The organism is Xanthobacter sp. AM11, from assembly GCF_047444035.1.
GTDB lineage: Bacteria > Pseudomonadota > Alphaproteobacteria > Rhizobiales > Xanthobacteraceae > Xanthobacter.
Genome location: NZ_JBLAOA010000001.1, coordinates 4,034,079 through 4,055,748 on the forward strand (window position 1 = coordinate 4,034,079; position 21,670 = coordinate 4,055,748).

The following is a 21,670-nucleotide window of genomic DNA, read 5'->3' on the forward strand; positions in this document are numbered from 1 at the left end:
GGCCGAAGCGCCGGTGCAGGCCCGGCCCCGGGCAACGGCCCCGGCCATTCTGGCGCAGATCGGCGGATCGGGCCTCGGCCTCATCGCCGGCGTCGCCATCGGCTTTCTTGGCGGCCTGTTGCTGATGGCATGGCGCCGCCGGCCAGCGGCCCTGCTGCTGGCGGCGGGGCTGACCGGCCCCCTGCTGCTCTCGTCCTCCCCATCCCCGGCCGCCGGGCCGGCGCCGAAGGTGGCCCCGCGCGACGTCGCCCAGCGGCTGGCCGATGGCACGGTGATCCTGCCGAAGCCGAGCCAGCGCATCCTCGGGGTGAGGACCCTCGTCACCTCCGCCGGAGCCTTCGCCCGCGCGGTGGAACTGCCGGGCCGCGTGGTGCCGGACGCCAACGCCAGCGGCCTTGTGCAGACCGCCGTGGGCGGCCGCCTCGCGCCGCCGGAGGGCGGCTTCAAGCCGCTGGGAACCTGGGTGGAGGCGGGCGAGGTGCTGGCCCTTGTGCATCCGCCGCTCAACGCCTCGGACCTCAAGGACCTGCAGCAGCAGGGCTATGAGCTGGACCAGCAGATCGCCATCGTCCAGCGCCGCCATGAGCGGCTCTCGGCCATCAGGGACGCGGTGACCGCCCGCGAGGTGGAGGAGACGGGGCTGGAGCTGAACGGGCTCAAGACCCGCCGCGCCAATCTGGAGCGGGTGCAGCGCGAGCCCGAGGCCCTGCGCGCCCCCGTCCCGGGGGTGATCGCCAGCGCGGACGCGATGACCGGCCAGATGGCGGACCCCGACACCGTGGTGTTCCGCATCATTGATCCCGGCCGCCTGTGGGTGGAAGCCCTCAGCTTCGAGCCCGACGCCGGCCGCGCGGGCGCCGAGGGGCGCCTTGCGGATGGCCGGGCCGTTTCGCTCGCTTTCCTCGGGGCGGGCCTCTCCGACCGAAACCAGTCCGTCCCGGTGCACTTCTCCGTCACCGGTGAGACCCACGGGCTCCGTGTCGGCCAGCGCCTCACCGTGCTGGCCAACGCGGGCGCGCCGCGCACGGGCATCGCCCTCCCCCGCGGGGCGATCGTGCGCGGCGCGAACGGACAGGCCATGGTCTATGAACATAGCCGTGCCGAGCACTTCACGCCGCGGGAGGTGCGCGCCGAGCCGCTGGATGCCGGCCGCGTACTCGTCACCGCCGGGCTGGAGCCGGGGCGACGGGTGGTGACCGAGGGCGCCGAGCTGCATCGGCCAGATCCGCTGAGGCCGGTGCAGATGTTCACCGCCCTCGTCACCCAATCCCTGCGCAACCGGCTGCTGGTGCTGGCGCTCTCGTTCATCCTGGTGCTCACGGGAGCCTATGCGGTCACCCGCCTGCCGGTGGACGTGCTGCCCGACCTCAACCGGCCCACAGTCACCATCATGACAGAGGCGGAAGGCCTCGCCCCCGCCGAGGTGGAGCAGATCGTCACCGTCCCGATCGAGACCGCCATGACCGGTCTTTCCGGCCTTCTGCGCCTGCGCTCGGCATCGGGGGTGGGGCTTTCCATCGTCTATGTGGAGTTCGATTACGGCTCCGACATCTTCCGCAACCGCCAGCAGATCGCCGAGCGTCTCGCCCTCGTGCGCGATCGCCTGCCGGCGAACGTGGCGCCGCAGATGGGGCCCGTCAGCTCCATCATGGGCCAGGTGCTCATGTATGCGGTGACCAGCGATACGGCGTCTCCCATGGCGGTGCGCGAGGCGGCCGACTTCATCATCCGCCCGCGGCTCCTTGCCATACCGGGCGTCGCGCAGGTGATCCCCATGGGGGGCGAGGTGCGCCAGTTCCGCGTCTCCCCGAACCTCGCCGCCTTGCGGGCCTACGGCGTGGCGCTGGAGGAACTGGAGACGGCGCTCGCCCGGTTCGGCACCAATTCCGGCGGCGGCTTCTCCGACCAGAGCGGGCGCGAATACCTGATCCGAAATCTCGGCCGCACCCTGAGCCTGGACGACCTGAGGGGCCTTGCCTTGCCGCGCCCCGGCGGTGGCACGATCTACCTGCACCAGATCGCCGACGTGGATTTTGCGGCGCGGCCGAAGCGGGGCGATGCCGGTCACATGGGCCGGCCGGCCGTGGTCCTTTCGGTGGAGAAGCAGCCGGAGGCGGACACTCTCGCCCTCACCCGCGCGGTGGAGGCGGCGGTGGCCGACCTCAACCGGACCTTGCCGGACGGCATCCGCATGTCCGCGCCGGTGTTCCGGCAGGCGGATTTCATCGCCGCCTCCATCGGCAATGTGGAGAAGGTGCTGCTGGAAGCCATGGCGGTGGTGGCCGTGGTGCTGTTCGCATTCCTGCTGAACTGGCGCACCACCCTCATCTCGCTCACCGCCATCCCGGTGTCGATCCTCGCCACCGCCATCGTGTTCCACGCCTTCGGCCTCTCCATCAACACCATGACGCTGGGCGGGCTCGCCATCGCCATCGGCGAATTGGTGGACGACGCGGTGGTGGACGTGGAAAACATCTTCCGCCGCCTGCGGGAGAATACGGCCGCCGCCGTGCCGCGCCCGGTGTTCGACGTGGTGGTGGCGGCGAGCCGGGAGGTGCGCTCGGGCATCGTCTATGCGACGCTCATCATCGTGCTGGTGTTCGTGCCCCTGTTCGCGCTGCCGGGCATCGAGGGGCGGCTGTTCGCGCCGCTGGGGCAGGCCTATATCGTCTCCATCCTCGCGAGCCTTCTGACCTCCATCACGCTCACGCCGGTGCTCGCCTTCTACCTGCTGCCGGCCCTCAGCCGCCATTGCGAGCGCGACGGGGCGCTGGTTCGCGCGCTCAAGCGCGGCTATGCGGCCCTCCTTGGAGCCGCCTTCCGCCACCCGCGCCTCGTCATGGGCACGACGACACTCCTGTTCATGGCCGCACTCACCGCAGCGGCGAGCCTGCCGCGGGCATTCCTGCCGCCCTTCAACGAGGGCTCGCTCACCATCTCCATGCTGTTCCGGCCGGGCCTGTCCCTCGCCGAAAGCAACCGCATGGGCCTCGTGGCGGAAAAACTCATCCTGGAGGTGCCGGAGGTGATGGCGGTGGGCCGGCGCACCGGCCGGGCCGAGCTGGACGAACATGCGGAGGGCGTCCACGCCTCCGAGATCGAGGTGGACCTTGCCCCTTCCCCCCGTAGCCGGGCCGAGGTTTCCGCCGACATCCGCGACCGCCTTTCCGTGCTGCCGGCCTCCTTCAACCTGGGCCAGCCCATCTCCCACCGGCTCGACCACATGCTGTCGGGCGTGCGCGCCGAGATCGCCCTCAAGCTCTTCGGCGACGACCTCGACACCTTGCGCGCCACGGCCGAGGACCTGCGCCGGCGCTTCGCGCACATCGAAGGCCTGGCGGACCTGCAGGTGGAACAGCAGGTGCGGGTGCCCGAAGTGACGGTGCGGGTGGATTACCAGCGGGCCGCCCTCCACGGCCTCCAGCCGGCGCAGGTGACCGATGCGGTGGAACGGCTTTCCAACGGCCGCGTCGTCTCCCGCCTGGTGGACGGCAATCGCCGCTTCGACCTTGTGCTGCGCCTTCCCGACGCCGCGCGCACCACCGCGGGCCTGTCAGGGCTGCTCATGGAGACGCCCGCAGGCTGGGTCCCCCTGTCCGAGGTGGCGCAGGTAACGGAGACGGACGGCCCCAACCAGATCCTCCGCGAGGGCGGGCGGCGGCGCATCGTGGTGCTGGCCAACACATCCGGCAGCCGCGACATGGCCGCCATCGTCGCCGACATGCGCCGCGCTCTGGCGACGACGGCGCTCCCCGCCGGCCTGTCCACCAGCCTGGAAGGCACCTTCGCGGCGCAGGAGGAGTCCCTGCGCACCATCGGTGCGCTCTCGGCGGTGTCGCTGCTGCTGGTGTTCGCCGTGCTCTTAAGCCGGTATCGCTCGGCGCTGTTCGCCCTCGTCATCATGGGCAGCGTGCCGCTGGCGCTCATCGGCGCGGTGGTGGCCCTGTGGCTCGCCGGGCAGGCTCTTTCCGTCGCCAGCATGATCGGCTTCGTGACTCTCACCGGCATCGCCGCGCGCAACGGCATCCTCAAGATCAGCCACATCATCAACCTGGCGCTTCAGGAAAATATGCCCTTCGGCCCGGCGCTGGTGACGCGCGGCAGCCTGGAGCGTCTCACGCCGGTGCTGATGACTGCCGCCGCCGCGGGCATCGCCCTGGTGCCGCTGATGCGGGGGGCGGACGTGCCCGGCCAGGAGATCCTGCACCCGGTGGCCATCACCATCTTCGGCGGGCTGGTCAGCGCGACGCTGCTCGATGCGGTGCTCACACCCGTCCTCGTGCTGCGCTACGGCCACGCCGCCCTGGAACGGCTCGTGGCGGCGGCGCGGGATGCAGCGCCCCCGTCCTGTGCCACAGCATCCGCCGATGCCTTCTGACCCGGAGCAAGCCATGACGTTCCGCCGTGCCCGCCTCGCCGTCCTCACGCTCCCCCTGCTCGCGACGCCGCTCCTCGCCCACGAGCCCGGTGCGGGCGCCAACGGCGGCGTGCGGGTGGATGCGGGCCCCTATCACGCCGAGTTGGTGGCCGACGGCACCGTGGCGGTCTCCGTCTTCCTCAGCGACGGGTCGGACCAGCCCATTCCGGCAGAAGGCTTCAAGGCCAATGCCATCCTCGTGGTGGGCGGCAAGGCGCAGCGTTTCACCCTGTTGCCCGCCGGAGCCAGCCGCCTCGCCGGCACCGCGCCGGCGCCCGTGCCGCAGGGCGTGAAGGGCGTGGTCCAGGTCACCGCGCCCGACGGCTCCACCGTCCAGGCCAGGTTCTGAGCCGGGCCCGCCGCCGTTCCCCCCTCGCCTTGCCATCCCTCGTCTTGCCATCCCTCCCGGAAAGCCGCGCCATGCCCATTGATCCGGTGCCCTCCCTGTCGTTGAGCCGCCGCCAGCTTCTGCGCGGCGGCGCGGCCCTTGGTGCCCTCGCCCTGTCGGGCCCCCTGCCCGCCCGCGCGCAGGCGCGTCCGCTGCTTGCGGTGGAGAGCGCGACGATCGAGGTGAACGGCAAGGCCGCCAAGGCCTTCGTGGTGAAGGGACCCGCCGGTGAAGGCATCTTCGCGAAGGAGGGCGAGCGCCTTTCCGGTACGCTGGTCAACGCATCGGGCACACCATTGCAGATGCACTGGCACGGGCAGATCTTCGCCCCGCCCGGGCAGGACCGCGCCCGGCCGGACGGCGGCGCCCTCGCACCCGGCGGGATCGACCCGGTGGACTTCGAGCTCACCCCCGGCACCCATTGGATGCACTCCCATTCCCTGACCGAGCAGCAGCTTTTGGCCGCTCCCCTCGTCACCCGCGAGGCGGACGCGGGCAACGTGCAGGACGTGGTGGTGATGCTCCACGACTTCGCCTTCCGTAGCCCGCAGGAGATCCTGGCCGGGCTGGGCGGCACGGACGGGCATGGGGGCGGGCACGGGGGCGGGCACGGCGCGCATGGCGGTCCCGGCATGGGCGCCATGCCGGGAATGGCCATGCCCATGGGTGGCGGCCATGCCGGTCACGGAGCGGGCACCGGCGCAATGGGCATGGCCCACGCCAATGATGTCGCCTACGACGCCTTCCTCGCCAACCGGCGCACCCTTGCCGACCCCGAGGTGGTGAAGGTGGAGAAGGGCGCGCCGGTGCGCCTGCGCATCATCAACGGCGGCACCTCCACCGCCTTCTTCCTCACCGTGCCGGGCCTCGCGCCGCGCTGCATCGCCGTGGACGGCACCCCCTGCGCCCCCGCATCCGCCGCGGCTTTTCCCCTGGCGCAGGGCCAGCGCATGGACCTGCTGGTGGACACCCCCAGGGAGGGCGGCGCCTTCCCCCTGCTGGCCCAGGCGGAGGGCGCAACCGCGCGCACCGGCATCATTCTGGCAACCCCAGGCGCCACCATCCGCCGCATCGCCGGGGCGGCGGAGCAGGCGCAGGGCCTCCTCGACCTCACCTTCGAGAGCACCCTCTCCGCCACCCGTCCGCTCGCCGTCCGCAAGGCCGATCGCGTCTTCCCGGTGATGCTGGGGGAGGAGCCGGGCTATCGCTGGACCATCAACGGCCGGGTGCATGGCGAGGACGCCCCCTTCGAGGTACGCCAAGGCGAACGGGTGGAGATGACCTTCATGAACCCCACCATGATGAGCCACCCCATGCACATCCATGGCCACCATTTCCAAGTGGTGGGCCTTGGCGGCCGACGCGTCTCCGGGCCGGTCCGCGACACGGTGATCGTGCCGCCCCATGTGCCGGTGACCATCGCCTTCGACGCCGGCCAGAAGGGCGAATGGTTCCTGCACTGCCACCACCTCTACCACATGGCCGGCGGCATGATGGCGGTGGTTCGGGTGGCATGACCGCCGCGCTTGTGCGCACGGGACGCAGCTTGGGTCCGATCCGTTTTCCAGGACGCCGCGCTTGCACACCAAGCCGCACCGGGCCTGTCCCGGACGGCGGCAGCCGGGGCGGCAGATGTCCGGCAGGCGACGGCGCCGCGCCCCTGCCGCCGGCATTGTGCTGGCGCAGACCTGCACGGCGAAACGCCGACCGCAAGGCTACCATAGGGTGGCGGCAGACAGCGCCCTGTCCTGACGTAGCGTGCGCCGGAGGCGACATGTCACGCGCAGCCGGGCGCGCCTCCCGCCTCGGGCAGCCAGAAGGCGAAGGCGGCGCCGGCGCCGGGCGGGCTCTCCACGCTCATGGTGCCGCCCGCCCGCTCCACCAGCGTGTAGCTGATGGAGAGGCCGAGCCCGGTGCCCCCCTCGGCGCCCCCCTGGGGCTTGGTGGTGAAGAAGGGATCGAACACCCGGGCGATGCGCTCGGCCGGGATGCCGGCGCCGGTGTCACGCACCCGGAACAGCACGCCGGGCAGCCCGCCCTGGTCGGCATCGGCGGTGGCGAGGGTGAGGGTGCCGCCGGAGGGCATGGCGTGGATGGCATTGACCATGAGGTTGATGAGCACCTGCTGCACCTCCACCCGGTTCATCATCACCCGCCGGGTGGCGGCCTCCTCCCGCGCCACGGCGATCTCGCTGCGGGCGAGCAGGTGCTGCACCAGCAGCAGCGCATCGCCCACCACCTCGGCCGGCGCCACCGGTTCGAGGTGCCCGGCGAATTCCGCCGGCCGGGCGAACTGGAGCAGCTTGGAAACGATGACGGTGATGCGGTGCACCTGCTGGTCGATGAGGTTGAACTCGGTCTTCACCGGCCCCACCGCCGGGCCCAGCACGTCACGCGCCACATCCAGATTGCCCTGGATCACCGCCACCGGATTGTTGATCTCGTGCGCCACCCCGGCGGTGATCTCGCCGATGGCGGCGAGCTTCTCGGACATGATGAGCTGGCGCTGGGTGGCGGCAAGCTCGGCGTTGGCGTCCTGCAACTCCCGGGTGCGGGCGGCGACGCGCCGGTCCAGTTCATCGGTCCAGCGCCGCAGCTCGGCGTCGCGCTCCTGCAGCAGGTCGAGCATGGCATCCAGATGGTGCGCCACGCGGCCGATCTCGTCGGAGGTGGCGGGCACCCCGGTGCGGGCGGAAAGGGCACCCGTCTCCACCTGGGCGATGGTGGCGTTCATGGCCTCCAACGGTCGGAAGATGGCCGCCGCCCAGCGCAGCAGCACGGGAATGGCCACCAGCGCCACCAGCAGGAAGCCCACCGCCACCGCCGCAAGGCTCGCCCGCTTCAGGGCCAGGAAGGGCGCCTCCAGGAAGCCCACATAGAGCATGCCGATGCGCCGGCCATGGCTGTCCACCACGGGCTCATAAGCGGAGATGTACCAGTCGTTCACCACGAAGGCCCGGTCGAGCCACACCCGCCCCTCGCCCAGGACCGCGTCCCGCACCTCCTGCGACACGCGGGTGCCCAGGGCCCTGCGCCCCTCGAACAGGCGCACATTGGTGGAAACGCGCACATCCTCCACGAACAAGGTGGCGGTGCCGGCGGAGCCCTCCGGCAGGCTGCCGGGGCGGTAGACGAGATCGTTGATGGTGTCGATGAAGTCGAGGTTCTGGTTGAGCAAAAGGCCGCCCACCAGCGCCGCGCGCCCGGTGCCGGGCAGTTCCACCGGCGTGCCCGACTGCACCACCATGCCCCGGTCCTCCGTCGCCCGCGTGGTGGGCACGGCGCCGGGGGTCGGCACGAGGGCGATATGGGCGCGGTTCGCCAGCTCCGGGGACAGGCGCGCGAGTTCCGCCGGGCCGAACACGTCGATCTCGGTGGAGGCGCGGCCCTTCAGCGCCCGGGCCTCCACCGGCCACAGGACGCCGGCCGCACCCGGCCTCCCTTCGTCCGCGGCCGGGACGGGGGAGGCGGCAATCCGCCGGCCCTCGGCATCGAGGAGATAGAGGAAATCGAGCCCCATGGCCTTGCGGCGCTCATTGAGAAAATCGGCCATGGCGGCGGCATCCCCGGCGCCGGCCACGCGGGCGAAGGCCACCGAATCCCCCAGCGCATGCAAGGTCTCGTCGGACCGCTCCATGAGCCGGTCGAGATACTGGCGGGCAATGGTGAGGTCGCCATTGACCTTGGAGATGAGCAGGCGGTCGAACTGGGTGGTCCACCATGTCACCACCAGCGCCAGCACCGCCGGCAGGATGATGAGGGTGGGCAGAAGCGCGATGGCCAAAAGCCGCACCCGCACCGAGCGCAGCCGGGCGAACAGCCCCCGCGGCGGCGGGGAGGCGGCCGCGCCCTGGCTAGCCATTCCAGGCCTTCAGCTTGCGGTCCAGCGTCTTGCGGGAGACGCCGAGGCGCCGTGCGGCCTCGGCGCGGTTGCCGCCGGCTTCTGTAAGCACTTTCAGCATGTGGGCCTTTTCCACCGCGCCGAGGGCCTCGGTGCCGGCGCCGGCGGGCAGTTCCTCCTCCGCTTCCTCCGGCACCACGTCGCGCGGGAATTCGCCGAGGATGAGCGAGCGCTCGATGACATTGCGCAGCTCGCGCACGTTGCCCGGCCAGGGATAGCGCGCCAGTGCCGCCAGCACCGCGTCCGTGAGGTCGAGGGGGGCGACGCCCAGCTGGGCGGAAAGCTCCGCCATGAACAGGCGGGCCAAGGGCGCCACGTCCGCCGGCCGCTCGCGCAAAGGCGACAGGTGCAGGTTCACCACATTGAGCCGGTAATAGAGGTCCTGGCGGAAGCGGCCGGCGGCCACCTCGGCGGTGAGGTTGGCGTTGGTGGCGGCAACCAGGCGCACGTCCACCGGAACCTCCCGCTCGGCCCCCACCGGGCGCACCTTCTTGTCCTCGATCACCCGCAGCAGCTTGGACTGCATGGCGGGGGGCAGTTCCCCCACCTCGTCGAGAAACAGGGTGCCGCCCTGGGCATAGAAGAACAGCCCCTCGCGGGAGGAGGCGGCCCCGGTGAAGGCGCCCTTCAGGTGCCCGAACAATTCGCTCTCGATGATCTCCGGGGCGATGGCGGCGCAATTCACCGGCACGAAGGGCTTTCCCGCGCGGGGCGAGACGGCGTGGAGGGCGCGGGCGGTGACCTCCTTGCCGGTGCCGCTCTCCCCCGTGACCAGCACGGTGGTGGGCATGGGGCCCACCCGCTCGATCACCGCCCACGCGGTGCGCGTCGCCAGGCTCTCGCCCGCCATCAGGGGCGCGGCGGCGCCGGGGATGGCTTTCAATTCGCGGCGCAGAACGAAATTCTCGCGCATCAGCCGGCCCCGGTCGAGGCAGCGGGCGATGGCGTTGAGGATCTGGTTGGAGCGGAACGGCTTCAGCACGAAATCCGCCGCCCCGGCGCGCAGGGCCTTTATGGCGGTTTCCAGGTCCGCGAAGGCGGTGATGAGGATCACGTCCCGGTAGAAGCCGGAGCCGCGCAGTTCCTCCAGCCATTCGAGGCCGGTGCGCCCCGCCATGATGTTGTCGAGGATGATGAGGTCGAAGGGCGTCGCCTCCAACAGCTTCGAAGCGGCCGCTACGTCCGCCGCCTCCGCCACGTGGCGGCAGCGGGAGGCGAGCATGCGCACGAGGAAGTTCCGCATGCCCGGCTCGTCGTCCACCACCAGGATGGAGGCGCCGGCAAGATGCGGGCTGAAGGCGATGTCGGCTCCGGCTTCGGCCGGGGCGTCGGCGATGGTGCTCATCAGGTCCTGGCCGTCATTCTCGGACCCTCGCCGGCACGCGACAAAGGCCATCCGCGAAAGACGATGCCGTCGGCGCCGGCCGCCGGGCGTCTCGCCCTTCCTCCCCGATGCAGCAGCCGCGCATTTCTGCGTGCACGGGCCGGCCGGCATCGGTGTCATCCATCGCGCAATTTGCCGGAGCGATCAAACGGGAAAGGGCGCGCCCCGGCCCGGAACAGGCCGGAACGGGGCGCGCAGGTCCGAGCCGGGAGGGCTCGTGCCGATGGTTCGGGCGGCCGGTCGGGGACCGGGACCGGCGGGCTCAATGGAACAGGATCACCGCCTTCTGCAGGGTGATCCACACGCCCCAGGCGAGCGGCACGCCCACCAGCACCCAGGCTGCCACCACCAGCGGCAGGGGCGTCGAGCCGGAGGCGACGGGGGTGGAGGAGCGCGCCGCCGTGGTCAGGCCGCCATCCTTCGCCTCTTCCTCGAAGTCCTCGAAGTCGGCATGGGCCTCCTCCTTGGCGAGGGCGGCCTTGTTCATCTTCTTGAGCTCGGCATCCTTCATGTAGAGATGCTCGGCCACGGGCCGGACCAGGAGGTTGGCGACAAGGCCGAGGACCAGCAGGCCGGCGAGGATGTACATGGTCTGGTCATAGGCCGCCTCGCGAGGAATGCCGGAGGCGATCTGGTATTCGCGCAGGTAGTTCACCAGCACCGGGCCGAGCACGCCGGCGGTGGCCCAGGCGGTGAGCAGCCGGCCGTGGATGGCGCCCACCATGTGGGTGCCGAAGATGTCGGCCAGATAGGCCGGTATGGTGGCGAAGCCGCCGCCATACATGGACAGGATGATGCAGAAGGCGCCGACGAACAGCACCACCGAGCCCATGTGCGCGGTGGTGGGCACCAGCGCGTAGAGGCCGAAGCCCAGCACGAAGAAGATGGCGTAGGTCATCTTCCGCCCGAGCTTGTCGGAGAAGGAGGCCCACAGGAACCGCCCGCCGATGTTGCACAGGGAGAGCAGGCCGGTGAAGCCCGCGGCAATGGCCGCGATCTGCGCCTTCTGGCCGGCATCGAGCTGGGAGAAGGTGAGGTCGAGGCCGATGAGCCGCCCGCCGAACACCTCCTGCAGCATGGGCGAGGCCATGCCGATGACGCCGATGCCCGCCGACACGTTGAGGCAGAGCACCGCCCACAGCAGCCAGAACTGGGGCGTCTTCCAGGCCACGTTGAGATGCACGTGGCGGTGGGTGACCATGGCGTTGGCGGACGGCGCCGGCGGCGTCCAGCCCTTGGGCGCCCAGCCCTCGCGCGGCACGCGATAGCCCAGCGCGCCGCCCACCATGAACACGAAATAGATGGCCGCCATGGCCAGGAAGGTCTGCCACACGCCCACCGAGGCGGGGGTGGCGAAGTGCTGCATCAGGATGTTGGCCAGCGGCGCACCGATCATGGCGCCGCCGCCGAAGCCCATGATGGCCATGCCGGTGGCCATGCCGCGCCGGTCCGGGAACCATTTGATGAGGGTGGACACCGGCGAGATGTAGCCGAGCCCTAGCCCGATGCCGCCGATGACGCCGGAGCCGAGCCACAGCATCCAGATCTGGTGCAGGTACACGCCCGCCGCCGAGATCACGAGGCCGCCGCACCAGCAGAAGGCGGAGACGAGGCCGGCCTTGCGCGGGCCCGCCGTCTCCAGCCACCCGCCCCAGATGGCGGCGGAGGAGCCCAGCAACACAAAGAACAAAGTGTACATCCAGCCCAGCTGGGAGATCTGCCAATCGCACGAGGTTGCGAACAGGCCGGCGACGAAGCCCATGTCCGCCGGGCAGGCGATGGACGTCGAGACGCCGACGGCCCGCGACAGGGGCAGCCAGAACACGCTGAAGCCATAGGCCATGCCGATGCACAGGTGAATGGCGAGCGCGGCCGGCGGCACCAGCCAGCGATTGAACCCGGCTGCTGCGATGGTGCGCTCGCGGCTCAGGAATGGGGGTGGCGCAAATGTGGTGACGGACATGTCTCCTCCATGGGGTTTTCTTGGCTGGCGCGCGCTTTTGCGGCGACGTGCGGCACGCAAACTCAAGCAAGGCCGAGGCCAGCGGAGGAGAATTTGAATTTTCAATGGCTTGATGGGTTTTACGCGGTGCGGTGTGGACATTTTGTCCAGACGACGCATTGGTGCGCCGGCCGCACGGGTCAAAATGACGAGGTGCGGCGCCCGTGGTCAGGCGCATTGCGGGCCCGCCGCATCCCGCCCTCCTGCGGGCATGGCGGCCTTCGCCGGGCGTAGGCAGCGCGGCTGGTGCGCGAAGGCGCCCGGCGGGTGGCTCACCGTTCCGGCAGGAGCGGTGAGGACGGAAACGCTGCAGCTCAGCCGAAGGTGGCGACCACCAAGGCGTGGACACGGGCAAAGGCAGCCTGTGCGCCTGCGGTCAGGCTCGGAGGTCTTGGCCTCGTCGCACTTCTGCTTGTTCCCGGCCGGCCGGCGCCTTCCCCGCACTTGCACCTCCCGCAGGCGGGACCCCGGCCGCGCAGGCAATGCCTGTCGCCCAGGGCTGCCGCCGCGGCTGGTGGCGCGGGCCGTGGGGACATTGCCGCGACACCCCCTATTCCGGCCGCGTGCCCGGCGGCGGATGGCATGACGGGGCACGCCCGTCGCAGACCCCAACTCAGAGATTGATCATGCCTTTCAAGACCTTCCTCTCCAGTGCACTGGCCGCCGGCGCCCACGAAGCAGGCGGCGTCACGTCGGGACCGAGATCCAGCAGCGGAACATGCGGGCGGTCATCCCCAACAATCCCACGCGCAAGTATCTCCACCCATTTGACAAAAGGCGCTACAGAAAGCGCAACGCCATCGAGCGCATGTTCTGCCGCCTCATGGACTTCAGGCGCATCGCCACACGATACGCACAGTACACGACGATTCTTGGTAGGGCCTTGATCGATCAGTAGGATTTCCGATTCGGCGGAGAGCGGATCGGGATTTTGCATGAGAAGAGACATCATCGCCGCTTTGAGGCATTGCCTGGACAAGCACTTGTCGATGCGCAAGAGCCGGCTTGAGAGCTTCTGCGTCCTTGTCGTCGGCGTTCTGCTGTCGCGCACCGTCAATCTAAGTCACCTTGCCGGGATGTTCCCGACGCGGGCGGAGATTGCTTCAAACTATCGCCGCCTCCAGCGTTTCTTCGAGCAGGTCGAGCTGGATAGCGATCAACTGGCCCGCGTCGTGGTGAGGATCGCACGGATCGGATCGGGGCCCTGGCTTCTTGCCCTCGACCGCACCAGTTGGAAGTTCGGGCGACGCGACGTCAACGTCCTGATGCTCGCCATCGTCCATAACGGCATCGCCATCCCGCTCATGTGGGACGTGCTCGACAGAGCCGGCAACTCGACCACGGCCCATCGCGAAGCCCTGCTGTCCCGCTTTTGCAATGTCTTCGGTGCCGAGGCTGTAGCCGGATTGATCGCTGATCGGGAATTCGTCGGCACGGCCTGGATGGCCTTTCTGGTCGAGAACAACATCCCGTTCATCCTGCGCATCAAGGACGCCTTCCAGATCCGTCTGGCTGATGGCCGCTGCTGCCCGGTCGTTTCCTTGTTCCGGAAGCTCGCCATCGGCGGACGCCGCTACGTGCGCGAAGATTGCCGCCTCGGTTCACGCGGCAGCGCTCTCGGGCCGCCCGTAAAGCTCGCGGCGATACGACTGGCCAGTAAGGAACTGCTCGTTGTGGCAACCAACACCGATCCCGGGATCGCCCTGGCCAACTATCGGCGGCGCTGGGAAATCGAAACCCTGTTCGCGGCCAGCAAGACGCGCGGTCTCAACCTCGAGGACACTCACATCACCAACCCGGAGCGGATCGCCAAGCTCATCGCCGTGCTGGCCGTCGCCTTCACCTTCGCTCATACAACTGGGGAATGGAGCGCCAGACATCGACCAATTATCATCAAGACCCACAAGCGCAAGGCAAAGTCGATTTTCCGCGTCGGCTTCGATCTGCTGAGAAAAATCCTGATCCAAGGAGGACGCGAAGCCGTTCAATGCTGGAACGCCATCATGACAGGGCAACCTCCAAATCCACAAGGCCCCAGAGCAGGCCCACATCCAGCATGAAAGAGTCGTGTACTGTGCCCGATACGACAAGCTCGCGCGGAACTATCTCGCTTCCTTGTGCCGCGCCGCTCTCGTCTCATGCTGGCTACGTTGAGTCTCGACCCTAGAGGGCGGTTCACCGAGCAAATGAATTCCATTTGCTCGGATCGCGCTCAGCCCGTTCTACCTGCTGTTCGGCGCCATCCCGCGCACGCGGTCCACGCCCTCAACGGCACGATGGCGATGACCCTATCCCCGGCCGGGCGTACCGCCGCAATCCTTTGAAACCAGCCGGGTGACTTCAAGCAGCGCGTCGCGGTGTCCCTCGGCTTCCGCCGCCGCCACCATGGACACCGTGGTGACCACGCAGGCGATCTCGTTCTGGGCATCAAACACCGCAGCCGCCTTGCCGGTGAGCAGCGAGAACAGGTGCTCGTTCAACTCCAGGATCGGCGATTGACGCGCCGCATCCAGGACCGATTGTGCCGGAGCCGTGCCGCGAAAGCTCGGGGGCTGCATCCGGCGCGCCGCCTTGATGCGATCCGGCATCAGATGGGCCTGGAAGACGAGGCCGCAGGCGGAATTGTCCAGCGGCAGGACATCGCCCAACCCAACCGTGCTGATGGAAAAGTTGGCGCTGCGATACCAGCGGACGATGGTCGGACCGCGCTCGGTCCAGATCGCCACCCCGCAACTCGCGGAGATGCGCATGGAAAGAGCCTTCATGTGCCGCGCGGCCACCTCCACCGGGCTGATGCGGCGCAAGGCGCCGATGCCGATGCTCAGCGCCGCCGGGCCGAGATCGTAGCGGCCGCTGATCTCGTCCTGGGCCACCAGCCCCTCCAGCACAAGGCTCTGCATGTAGCGATGCGCGGTGGAGCTTCCCGTCCGGGCGCGCCGCGCCAGCTCGCCAAGGGGCATCGGCCCCTCGGCATTGGCCAGAATGGCGAGGAAGCGGGCTGCGATCGACACCGACTGGATCGTGCCCGAGCGCTTCTCCTTCTCCGGCGTCTCGTCCGTTTCCGGCGGATCGGCGCGGCGCGCGTTCGGCTTCATTGCGTCAGTTCCCGGGGCGATGCGAGGCGCAGGAGGATATTCGGAACCGCCGGCGCGAGAAATGCCCCGCGCCGGACCGTGCCGCCACAAAGCGGGGAGCCCGACCCCGGGGCGCCGATTGCGCCTGCCGAATCGCAAAAACGGTATGGCACCGCCGCCGCCCGATCAATCCGACCCTCCCTTGCCGGCCCTGCGGTTTTCAAGCCCAGCGGTTCCAAGAGCCCTGCCCGGCCGCGCAAGGCCATCGCCCGGCATTTGGAAATGGAGGTATTATAGCCTTGGTCAGAAGCGCGGCAAAATGTTGACATGCAGAATGTGCTTTGTATTGTGGAACGATAGATTGCAGTTCGCGAGCCACGGCGCACCCCCAGCCAGCGATTTTTCTCGGGACATCGGGGGATCGAATGTCGCCACGTCTGGCTGGGATGCTTCTGTGTGGCGCAAGCGCGCTTTCCCTCCTGTCGGCCCTCAGCGCGACGGCCTATGGCCAGGAGAGCGCAGACGGCGCGACCGTGGCGCTGGACACGATCGTCGTGACCGGTGAGAAAGTGGAACGCAGCCTCGACGAGACTGCGGCCTCCGTCACCGTGCTCACGGCCAAGGACATCGCCGACAAGTTCGGCGACAACACCATTCGCGAAGTCCTCGCCGGCACGCCCAACGTCTATTATCTCGGAACCGTCGGCGCGCCCATCATCCGCGGCCAGGATACACAGGGGCCGAATTCAGGCTCCATCGCCTTTCTCTCGGGTACCGTGCCCCGAGCCACGATCAATATAGATGGCCACTATCAAAATTTCTATGAATACGTCTATGGCGGCAACGCAACCTGGGATGTGGAGAGCATCGAGGTCTTCCGCGGCCCGCAGACCACCTCCCAGGGCGCCAATGCCATCGCCGGTACGATCATCGTCAACACGAAGGACCCCACCTTCAAGCCGGAGGTGGCCTACCAGGCGGAGTATGGCAGCTACCAGACGATGCAGGTCTCGGCGATGGCCTCCGGCCCCCTCAGCAGTGATCTGGCAGCGCGCATCGCAGTTGACTACCAGGGACGGGACACCTTCATCAATTTCGTCAATCCCGCCTTCACCCAGGGCGATACGGACCAGGACTTCGCCAATACGGTAATCCGCGGCAAGCTGCTGTGGCAACCGCAGGCTATTCCCGGCCTTGAGGCGAAGCTGACCTATTCCTACAATGCGGGAAACCGGCCGACCGACGAATCCGCCTTCGCCCCCTATGCGGATCTCGACAGCAAGTCGCTCTACATGCCGAGCTGGGACCAGACCACCAACATCGGCATCCTCGATGTGAGCTATGATTTCGGCAATGGCGTTAAATTTGTCGATCAGGCGCAGTATTCGGGCTCGTCCGTCACCCGCGTCAGCGCCCCCATGACCAATGCCGGCGCCGAGATCGAGCAGCTCAACGGCTCCAACGAGGCGCGCTTCCTGTTCGGCCAGAGCGAGGACAAATGGAGCGGCATGGCCGCCGTCTATTATGCCAACACGACGTCGGACGAAGTTCTCTACTATCGGGGCGTTTCCTCGTTCGAGGACACCAAGGACAATCTTGGCATCTTCGGTGAAACCACCTACCGCCTTACCGACCGGTGGAGCGTCACCGGCGGGCTGCGCTACGAGCGCGACCGGGTCCAGCGCGTGGGCACCTCGTCGCTCGCCACCGAGCCCCTGGACTACGACCAGACGTTCGACGCCATTCTGCCGAAGCTCTCGGTGGCCTACAAGCTGACGCAGGATGTCACCGTCGGCGGGCTGGTGAGCAAGGGCTACAATCCAGGCGGCGTCTCGCTGAACACGAGCTCCAAGCAATGGCTGGAGTTCGATCCTGAAACCGTATGGGACTACGAAATATTCACCCGCGCTCATTTCCTGGATAACAAACTCTATGTGACAGGCAACCTGTTCTACATGGACTATACGAATGCCCAGCGCTATGTGGGAGTGCTGCTGACGAGCGGAATCACGCAATACTACACCATCAACGCGGAATCGGCCTACTCCTATGGCTTCGAGCTTTCGGCCGACTACCGTGTGACAGACACCCTGCGCCTGACGGCAGGGCTCGGCGTGGTGCGCACGCAGATCACCGAGATGCTGTCCAACCCGGATTATGAGGGCAACGCGTTCCAGAAGTCGCCGGGCTATACGTTCAGCGCCGGTTTCGACTGGGAGGCGCTGCCCAACTTCCATATTGCCGGCGACGTCCGCTGCATCGACGGCTATTATTCGGACGACGCCAATACGGCCGATTATGAGATCGGCGCCTATACCATCGCCGATCTGCGCATGAGCTACAAATTCAACCAACATGCCGAGGTCTACGGCTACGCCAAGAACATCTTCAACGAGCGTGTCCCGACCTACATGCAGTACAACCGCTCCCTCGGCGGCATCGAGGGCAGCATGACGCTGCCGACGGTGCTGGGCGCGGGCCTGCGCGGCAGCTTCTGACACGCGAGGCGCCCGCCGGCCCAGAGGCCTCCGCCCATCCCCGCAAACGGGATGCGCGGAGGCCTTATGCTTTCATCGCGCGGAAGACCGGGCCCCGCCGCCCTGTCCGGCTCAGGGTTTCGCCCACGCCGCATAGGCATCGAGGGTATGTTCGGCGCTGGCGATGGAGGGTGTGGCCACCCTGGCCGAATCGAGAAACAGCACCCGCCCTTCGCGCGCCGGCTTCAGGAAGCGTTCCCAGCCCGGCATGATGCGGTCGAGGCGGGCACGGATGCCGGCGGCGGAACGGTCCTTGTCCACATAGCTGTTCATCACCACCAGCAGGTCCGGGTTTGCGCGACCGAAGCGCTCCGGGTCGAGCGGCATCGCGAACATGGTGCCGAGCCCGTTGCCGCTGCCCACCTGGTCCAGCTTCGCCGGGCGGTAGCCGAGATCCTCCAAGGCCTGGATGGCGCCGGAAACGTCGCCCACCAGGTTGATCTGGTCGTGGACGATGACGGCGAGATAGGTCTGGCCTTTCGGATCCTTCGGCAGGCGGGCGCGGATGGCCTCCACGCGGTCGAGATAGGCCGCCTTGCGCGCGTCGAAGACCGCCTGGCGGTTGAGCAGCCGCGCAAGGTCCGCCTCCACGCTGATGCCGGAGGCGGAGCCGGCGCTGGCGTTCTGAAGATAGACCGGCGCAATGGCAGAGAGCTGCGCCGCCTTCTCGGCGTCGCGCTCGGTGCCGATGATCAGGTCCGGCTTGAGCGCGCGCAGCTTTTCGAGATCCAGCTGGCCGAAGGCGCCGATGCCCTGTGGCCGCCTGCCCTTTGCGCCCAGCACGGTGTCGATGAAGTCCACGGCGGTGAGCACGCGCCCGTCGTCGGAGCGGCCGTAGCTGCCCGCCACCTCCACCCCGAGGTCGAGCAGGGCAATGCCGATGAGCGGTTCATGCATGACGACGATGCGCCTCGGGTCATCAGGAACCTGCACCTGCCGCCCGGTGCCGTCGGTCACCGTGCGCTCGGCGGCACGGGCGGCGGGAATGGTCGCGAGAACGGAGAACAGGAACGCGCCGGCGACGGCGAGCGGAGGGGACAGGTGCATCGTCTCGCTTTCAGCTGGTGCGGTGACGGCGAAGCGCGTTCAGGCGCAAGGTGAGGATGAACAAGGGAACGCCGATGACGGTGAGGGCAAGCCCGAGCGGCATGGCCATGTCGCCGGCCAGGCCCCGGGTGAGGGCGTCGGCGGCAACAATCAGGATGCCGCCGGCCAAGGCGGACAGGAACAGGCGCGCCCGGCCGATGGCGGGCGAAAGGAAGCCGGCAAGGTGCGGCGCCAGAACGCCAAGGAACATCAGCGGCCCCACCGCGGTCACCGCGGCCGCGCTCAGGGCCACGGCGAGCAACAGGATGGCCGGGCGCGAGCGGGCCACCGGCTCGCCGATCGCCATGGCCATCTCGTCGCCCAGTTCGTAGCCCGGCAAAGCGCGCCCGACGAGGAAGGCGCCCGGCAGGCTCAGGAGGAACCAGGGTGCGATCAGCCCGATGCCGCCCCAGCTCGCAAGGAACAGGGAGCCGGCCATCCATTCGGACAAGGCGAACGACGTCTCGCTCGGCGTATAGAGAATGAGGATGGAGCCGAGCGAGGACAGCACCGTTTCCACCGCAATGCCCATGAGCAGGATGGCAAGGCCACCCGACCGTTCCCCGCCCACCAGCCAGATCAGCAGCCCCGCCACGGCCAGCCCGCCGAGCAGTGCCGCAGGGGCGATCATCGCCTTCGGCGCGCCCGGCACCAGCACCAGAAGCAGCATGATCAAGATCATGGAGCCCTGGCTGAGGCCGAACAGCCCCGGATCGGCGAGCGGATTGCGGGCCAGGGATTGCAGCATGGCCCCCGCCAGCGCCACCAGCCAGCCCGCCATGAAGCCGATGAGGATGCGCGGCAGGCGAACATCGTGGAGCGCGAACGCTTCGTCCTGCCCCAGCGCCCGGCCGGCAAGGGCGGCGATGAGATCGGAAAGGCCGGTGCGGGTCGTGCCGATGCCCACGGACAGCGCGGCCAGCAGCACGGCGGTCAAGGCCAGGAAGGCCCCGCAATAAAGGTTGCCGAGGCGGACCTGCATCCCGTTGTCGAAGCGCAGAATGGGCCTGCCATCGGTTGCGGTGTCGCGCTTCACGGCCGCCCTCCGGCGCGGGAGGAAAGGTAGAAGCGCTTCACGATCAGGGCGAACACGATCCCGCCCAGGAGGTCCAGCAGCACGCCGGTGTGGAGCACATAGGGGCTGAACGCCTGCCGCGCGGCGAGATCGGCCATGAGGCACACGGTGGCGCCGGTGAGGGCGCAGGCCGGCAGGCCGAGGGCGAAGCCCGATCCGACGAAGGGGCGCACCATGTGGGGCACCATGAGGCCGACGAAGCCGACCGGCCCGCAGATCGCCACCGCCGAGCCCGAGCCCAGCACCACCGCCGCCAGCGCGGCGCGCGACACGACGGCCGCATTGACGCCCGAGGAAGCGGCCTTCTCCGGGCCCAGCATGATGAGGGTCAGGGGCCGCGCCAGCAGCTGCAACGCGGCCAGCGCCGGCAGGCCGATCCACCAGAAGGCATAGAGGCGCTCGGCATAGACATGGTTGATGTTGCCGCTGACCCAGCCGAGAAAGTCGGTGCGGCGGGCCGGGTCGGACAGAAGGAAGGCATTGGCGAGGCCCGAGAACAGCATCGACACCAGCGCCCCCGACAGGATGAGGGCCAGCCCCCGCGGATCATGGCCATTGCCCGCGAGCCGGGCCACGGTGAGGCAGGCGACGAAGCCGAACAGCGCGCCGGCCAGCGCCGCCGCGCCCTGCGCACGGATGCCGAGATCGAACAGATAGGCCCCTGCCACCACAAACAGCGTTGCGCCGGCATTGATGCCCAGGGTGCCCGGCGCGGCGAGGGGATTGCGCGTCAGCCCCTGCAGCACCGCACCGGAGCAGGCGAGGACGGCACCCGCATAGATCGCGATGAGCGCACGCGGCAAGCGTTGGTAGACGAGGACATAATGGCTGTAGTCGTCCGGCTCGAAATGCAGCAGGGCGGCCACCAGATCGGCCGGCGACAACAATGTTGCGCCGATGGAGAGATTGGCGAGGAGAGCCAGCCCCAGCAGGATGGGAGCGCCGGCCAGAAAGGCGATGCGTCCCCTCATGACGGCACGAGGTCGGCCTTCGCCATGCGGGGCAGGCAGATGAGACGACCGTCCCGGTCGAAGATATCGGCGTCGAGATCGAAGGTCTGCTGCACCGTCGCGGCGGTGACGGTGCGCGTGGCGGGGCCGGCCGCCATAACGGCGCCGGCGCGCAGCATGACCACGTCATCGGCGAAGGCGGTCGTCAGGTTGAGGTCGTGCAGCACCACCACCACCGTCTTGCCGTGATCGCGCGTGAGCCGCCGCACCAGATCAAGCACGGCATACTGGTACTTCATGTCGAGGTGGTTCACCGGCTCGTCCATGAGGATGATGCGGGCGTCCTGGGCCAACACCATGGCGATCCAGGCCCGCTGCCTTTGCCCGCCGGACAGCGCGTTGACTGGCCGGTGCGCGAGATCGGCGAGGCCCACCGTCTCCAGCGCGGCACGGAACAGGTCCCGGTCGCGCGCGGAAGGGCCGCCGGCCAGCGAATAGCGGGCGTAGCCGGCCAGTTCCACGAGCTCGCCGAGGGTCATGTAGTCCGGGCAATAGGTTTCCTGCGGCAGGTAGGCGATGTGCCGGGCAAGCTCCCGGCGGCCGATCCCGCGCAACGGGCGCCCATCCAGGACCACCGCACCGCGCGCCAGCGGCACGAACCCCATCACCGCCTTGAGCAGGGTGGACTTGCCGCAGCCGTTGGGACCCACCAGCGCGGTCAGGCGCGCCCCGGCGAAGCCGACCGAAAGGTCGCGCAGCACCTCGGGACCGCCGTAGGAAGCGGTCGCATTCCTGACCTCAAGGCCCATCGCATATCCTTATGCCGCAGCTGCGGCCGTTACATATGCAACAAGTC

At 68.7% G+C, this 21,670-nt stretch carries 13 protein-coding genes and 2 pseudogenes; 7 read left to right on the plus strand and 8 right to left on the minus strand.

Annotation, left to right across the window (positions count from 1 at the left end; genetic code table 11):
• Window positions 1–1,243 precede the first annotated feature (1,243 nt).
• The 3 genes from ACI7BZ_RS18485 (at window position 1,244) to ACI7BZ_RS18495 (ending at window position 6,322) form a co-directional block, all read left to right on the plus strand.
• The gene (locus ACI7BZ_RS18485; protein ID WP_414119212.1) at window positions 1,244–4,378 is read left to right on the plus strand and encodes an efflux RND transporter permease subunit; all 3,135 of its coding nucleotides are present in this window, start codon (window positions 1,244–1,246) and stop codon (window positions 4,376–4,378) included.
• A gap of 13 nt (window positions 4,379–4,391) precedes the next feature.
• Window positions 4,392–4,766, plus strand: a complete 375-nt coding sequence (locus ACI7BZ_RS18490; protein WP_414118602.1) for a hypothetical protein — start codon at window positions 4,392–4,394, stop codon at window positions 4,764–4,766.
• A gap of 71 nt (window positions 4,767–4,837) precedes the next feature.
• The gene (locus ACI7BZ_RS18495; RefSeq protein WP_414118603.1) at window positions 4,838–6,322 is read left to right on the plus strand and encodes a multicopper oxidase family protein; all 1,485 of its coding nucleotides are present in this window, start codon (window positions 4,838–4,840) and stop codon (window positions 6,320–6,322) included.
• 260 nt (window positions 6,323–6,582) lie between these two features.
• Here ACI7BZ_RS18495 and ACI7BZ_RS18500 read toward each other — a convergent pair whose 3' ends face one another.
• From ACI7BZ_RS18500 to ACI7BZ_RS18510, 3 genes are all read right to left on the minus strand, one after another.
• Window positions 6,583–8,667: a sensor histidine kinase gene (locus ACI7BZ_RS18500; RefSeq protein WP_414118604.1), complete on the minus strand. Its 2,085-nt coding sequence runs from the start codon at window positions 8,665–8,667 to the stop codon at window positions 6,583–6,585.
• The gene (locus ACI7BZ_RS18505; protein ID WP_414118605.1) at window positions 8,660–10,051 is read right to left on the minus strand and encodes a sigma-54-dependent transcriptional regulator; all 1,392 of its coding nucleotides are present in this window, start codon (window positions 10,049–10,051) and stop codon (window positions 8,660–8,662) included. The genes ACI7BZ_RS18500 and ACI7BZ_RS18505 overlap by 8 nt, the downstream gene beginning before the upstream one ends.
• 301 nt (window positions 10,052–10,352) lie before the next feature.
• The gene (locus tag ACI7BZ_RS18510; RefSeq protein ID WP_414118606.1) at window positions 10,353–12,053 is read right to left on the minus strand and encodes an OFA family MFS transporter; all 1,701 of its coding nucleotides are present in this window, start codon (window positions 12,051–12,053) and stop codon (window positions 10,353–10,355) included.
• Between the two features lie 401 nt (window positions 12,054–12,454).
• Between ACI7BZ_RS18510 and ACI7BZ_RS18515 the strand changes: the two are divergent.
• The 3 genes and pseudogenes from ACI7BZ_RS18515 to ACI7BZ_RS18525 all read left to right on the plus strand — a co-directional run.
• Window positions 12,455–12,673, plus strand: a pseudogene (locus tag ACI7BZ_RS18515) (GCG_CRPN prefix-to-repeats domain-containing protein); the annotation flags it as partial.
• A 185-nt stretch (window positions 12,674–12,858) separates the two neighbouring features.
• A pseudogene (locus tag ACI7BZ_RS18520) lies at window positions 12,859–12,945 on the plus strand (IS5/IS1182 family transposase); the annotation flags it as partial.
• A gap of 82 nt (window positions 12,946–13,027) precedes the next feature.
• A complete protein-coding gene (locus ACI7BZ_RS18525) occupies window positions 13,028–14,152 on the plus strand; it encodes an IS4 family transposase (protein ID WP_414118607.1) in 1,125 nt (374 codons plus the stop codon).
• Between the two features lie 228 nt (window positions 14,153–14,380).
• On the opposite strand, the gene ACI7BZ_RS18530 is transcribed toward ACI7BZ_RS18525, so the two are convergent.
• A complete protein-coding gene (locus ACI7BZ_RS18530; protein WP_414118608.1) occupies window positions 14,381–15,187 on the minus strand; it encodes an IclR family transcriptional regulator in 807 nt (268 codons plus the stop codon).
• 404 nt (window positions 15,188–15,591) lie between these two features.
• On the opposite strand from ACI7BZ_RS18530, the gene ACI7BZ_RS18535 reads away from it, so the two are divergent.
• A complete protein-coding gene (locus tag ACI7BZ_RS18535; protein ID WP_414118609.1) occupies window positions 15,592–17,664 on the plus strand; it encodes a TonB-dependent receptor in 2,073 nt (690 codons plus the stop codon).
• A 111-nt stretch (window positions 17,665–17,775) separates the two neighbouring features.
• Here ACI7BZ_RS18535 and ACI7BZ_RS18540 read toward each other — a convergent pair whose 3' ends face one another.
• The 4 genes from ACI7BZ_RS18540 to ACI7BZ_RS18555 are packed head-to-tail and all read right to left on the minus strand — an operon-like array spanning window position 17,776 to window position 21,623.
• Window positions 17,776–18,750 carry an ABC transporter substrate-binding protein gene (locus ACI7BZ_RS18540; RefSeq protein ID WP_414118610.1) on the minus strand — a complete coding sequence of 325 codons (975 nt, stop codon included), beginning with the start codon at window positions 18,748–18,750 and terminating at the stop codon, window positions 17,776–17,778.
• Window positions 18,751–18,760: 10 nt separating this feature from the next.
• Window positions 18,761–19,825 carry a FecCD family ABC transporter permease gene (locus ACI7BZ_RS18545; protein WP_414118611.1) on the minus strand — a complete coding sequence of 355 codons (1,065 nt, stop codon included), beginning with the start codon at window positions 19,823–19,825 and terminating at the stop codon, window positions 18,761–18,763.
• Window positions 19,822–20,835 carry a FecCD family ABC transporter permease gene (locus tag ACI7BZ_RS18550; RefSeq protein ID WP_414118612.1) on the minus strand — a complete coding sequence of 338 codons (1,014 nt, stop codon included), beginning with the start codon at window positions 20,833–20,835 and terminating at the stop codon, window positions 19,822–19,824. Before ACI7BZ_RS18550 ends, ACI7BZ_RS18545 begins: the two co-directional genes overlap by 4 nt.
• On the minus strand, window positions 20,832–21,623 hold the full coding sequence (locus ACI7BZ_RS18555; protein ID WP_414118613.1) for an ABC transporter ATP-binding protein: 792 nt from the start codon (window positions 21,621–21,623) through the stop codon (window positions 20,832–20,834). Before ACI7BZ_RS18555 ends, ACI7BZ_RS18550 begins: the two co-directional genes overlap by 4 nt.
• Window positions 21,624–21,670 lie beyond the last annotated feature (47 nt).

Bases quoted from the DNA above. Each gene is read 5' to 3' on its own strand.
- ACI7BZ_RS18485 (WP_414119212.1), top strand. From the start codon at position 1,244: ATGTTCACCGCCCTCGTCACCCAATCCCTGCGCAACCGGCTGCTGGTG.
- ACI7BZ_RS18490 (WP_414118602.1), top strand. From the start codon at position 4,392: ATGACGTTCCGCCGTGCCCGCCTCGCCGTCCTCACGCTCCCCCTGCTC.
- ACI7BZ_RS18495 (WP_414118603.1), top strand. From the start codon at position 4,838: ATGCCCATTGATCCGGTGCCCTCCCTGTCGTTGAGCCGCCGCCAGCTT.
- ACI7BZ_RS18500 (WP_414118604.1), bottom strand. From the start codon at position 8,667: ATGGCTAGCCAGGGCGCGGCCGCCTCCCCGCCGCCGCGGGGGCTGTTC.
- ACI7BZ_RS18505 (WP_414118605.1), bottom strand. From the start codon at position 10,051: ATGAGCACCATCGCCGACGCCCCGGCCGAAGCCGGAGCCGACATCGCC.
- ACI7BZ_RS18510 (WP_414118606.1), bottom strand. From the start codon at position 12,053: ATGTCCGTCACCACATTTGCGCCACCCCCATTCCTGAGCCGCGAGCGC.
- ACI7BZ_RS18525 (WP_414118607.1), top strand. From the start codon at position 13,028: ATGAGAAGAGACATCATCGCCGCTTTGAGGCATTGCCTGGACAAGCAC.
- ACI7BZ_RS18530 (WP_414118608.1), bottom strand. From the start codon at position 15,187: ATGAAGCCGAACGCGCGCCGCGCCGATCCGCCGGAAACGGACGAGACG.
- ACI7BZ_RS18535 (WP_414118609.1), top strand. From the start codon at position 15,592: ATGTCGCCACGTCTGGCTGGGATGCTTCTGTGTGGCGCAAGCGCGCTT.
- ACI7BZ_RS18540 (WP_414118610.1), bottom strand. From the start codon at position 18,750: ATGCACCTGTCCCCTCCGCTCGCCGTCGCCGGCGCGTTCCTGTTCTCC.
- ACI7BZ_RS18550 (WP_414118612.1), bottom strand. From the start codon at position 20,835: ATGAGGGGACGCATCGCCTTTCTGGCCGGCGCTCCCATCCTGCTGGGG.
- ACI7BZ_RS18555 (WP_414118613.1), bottom strand. From the start codon at position 21,623: ATGGGCCTTGAGGTCAGGAATGCGACCGCTTCCTACGGCGGTCCCGAG.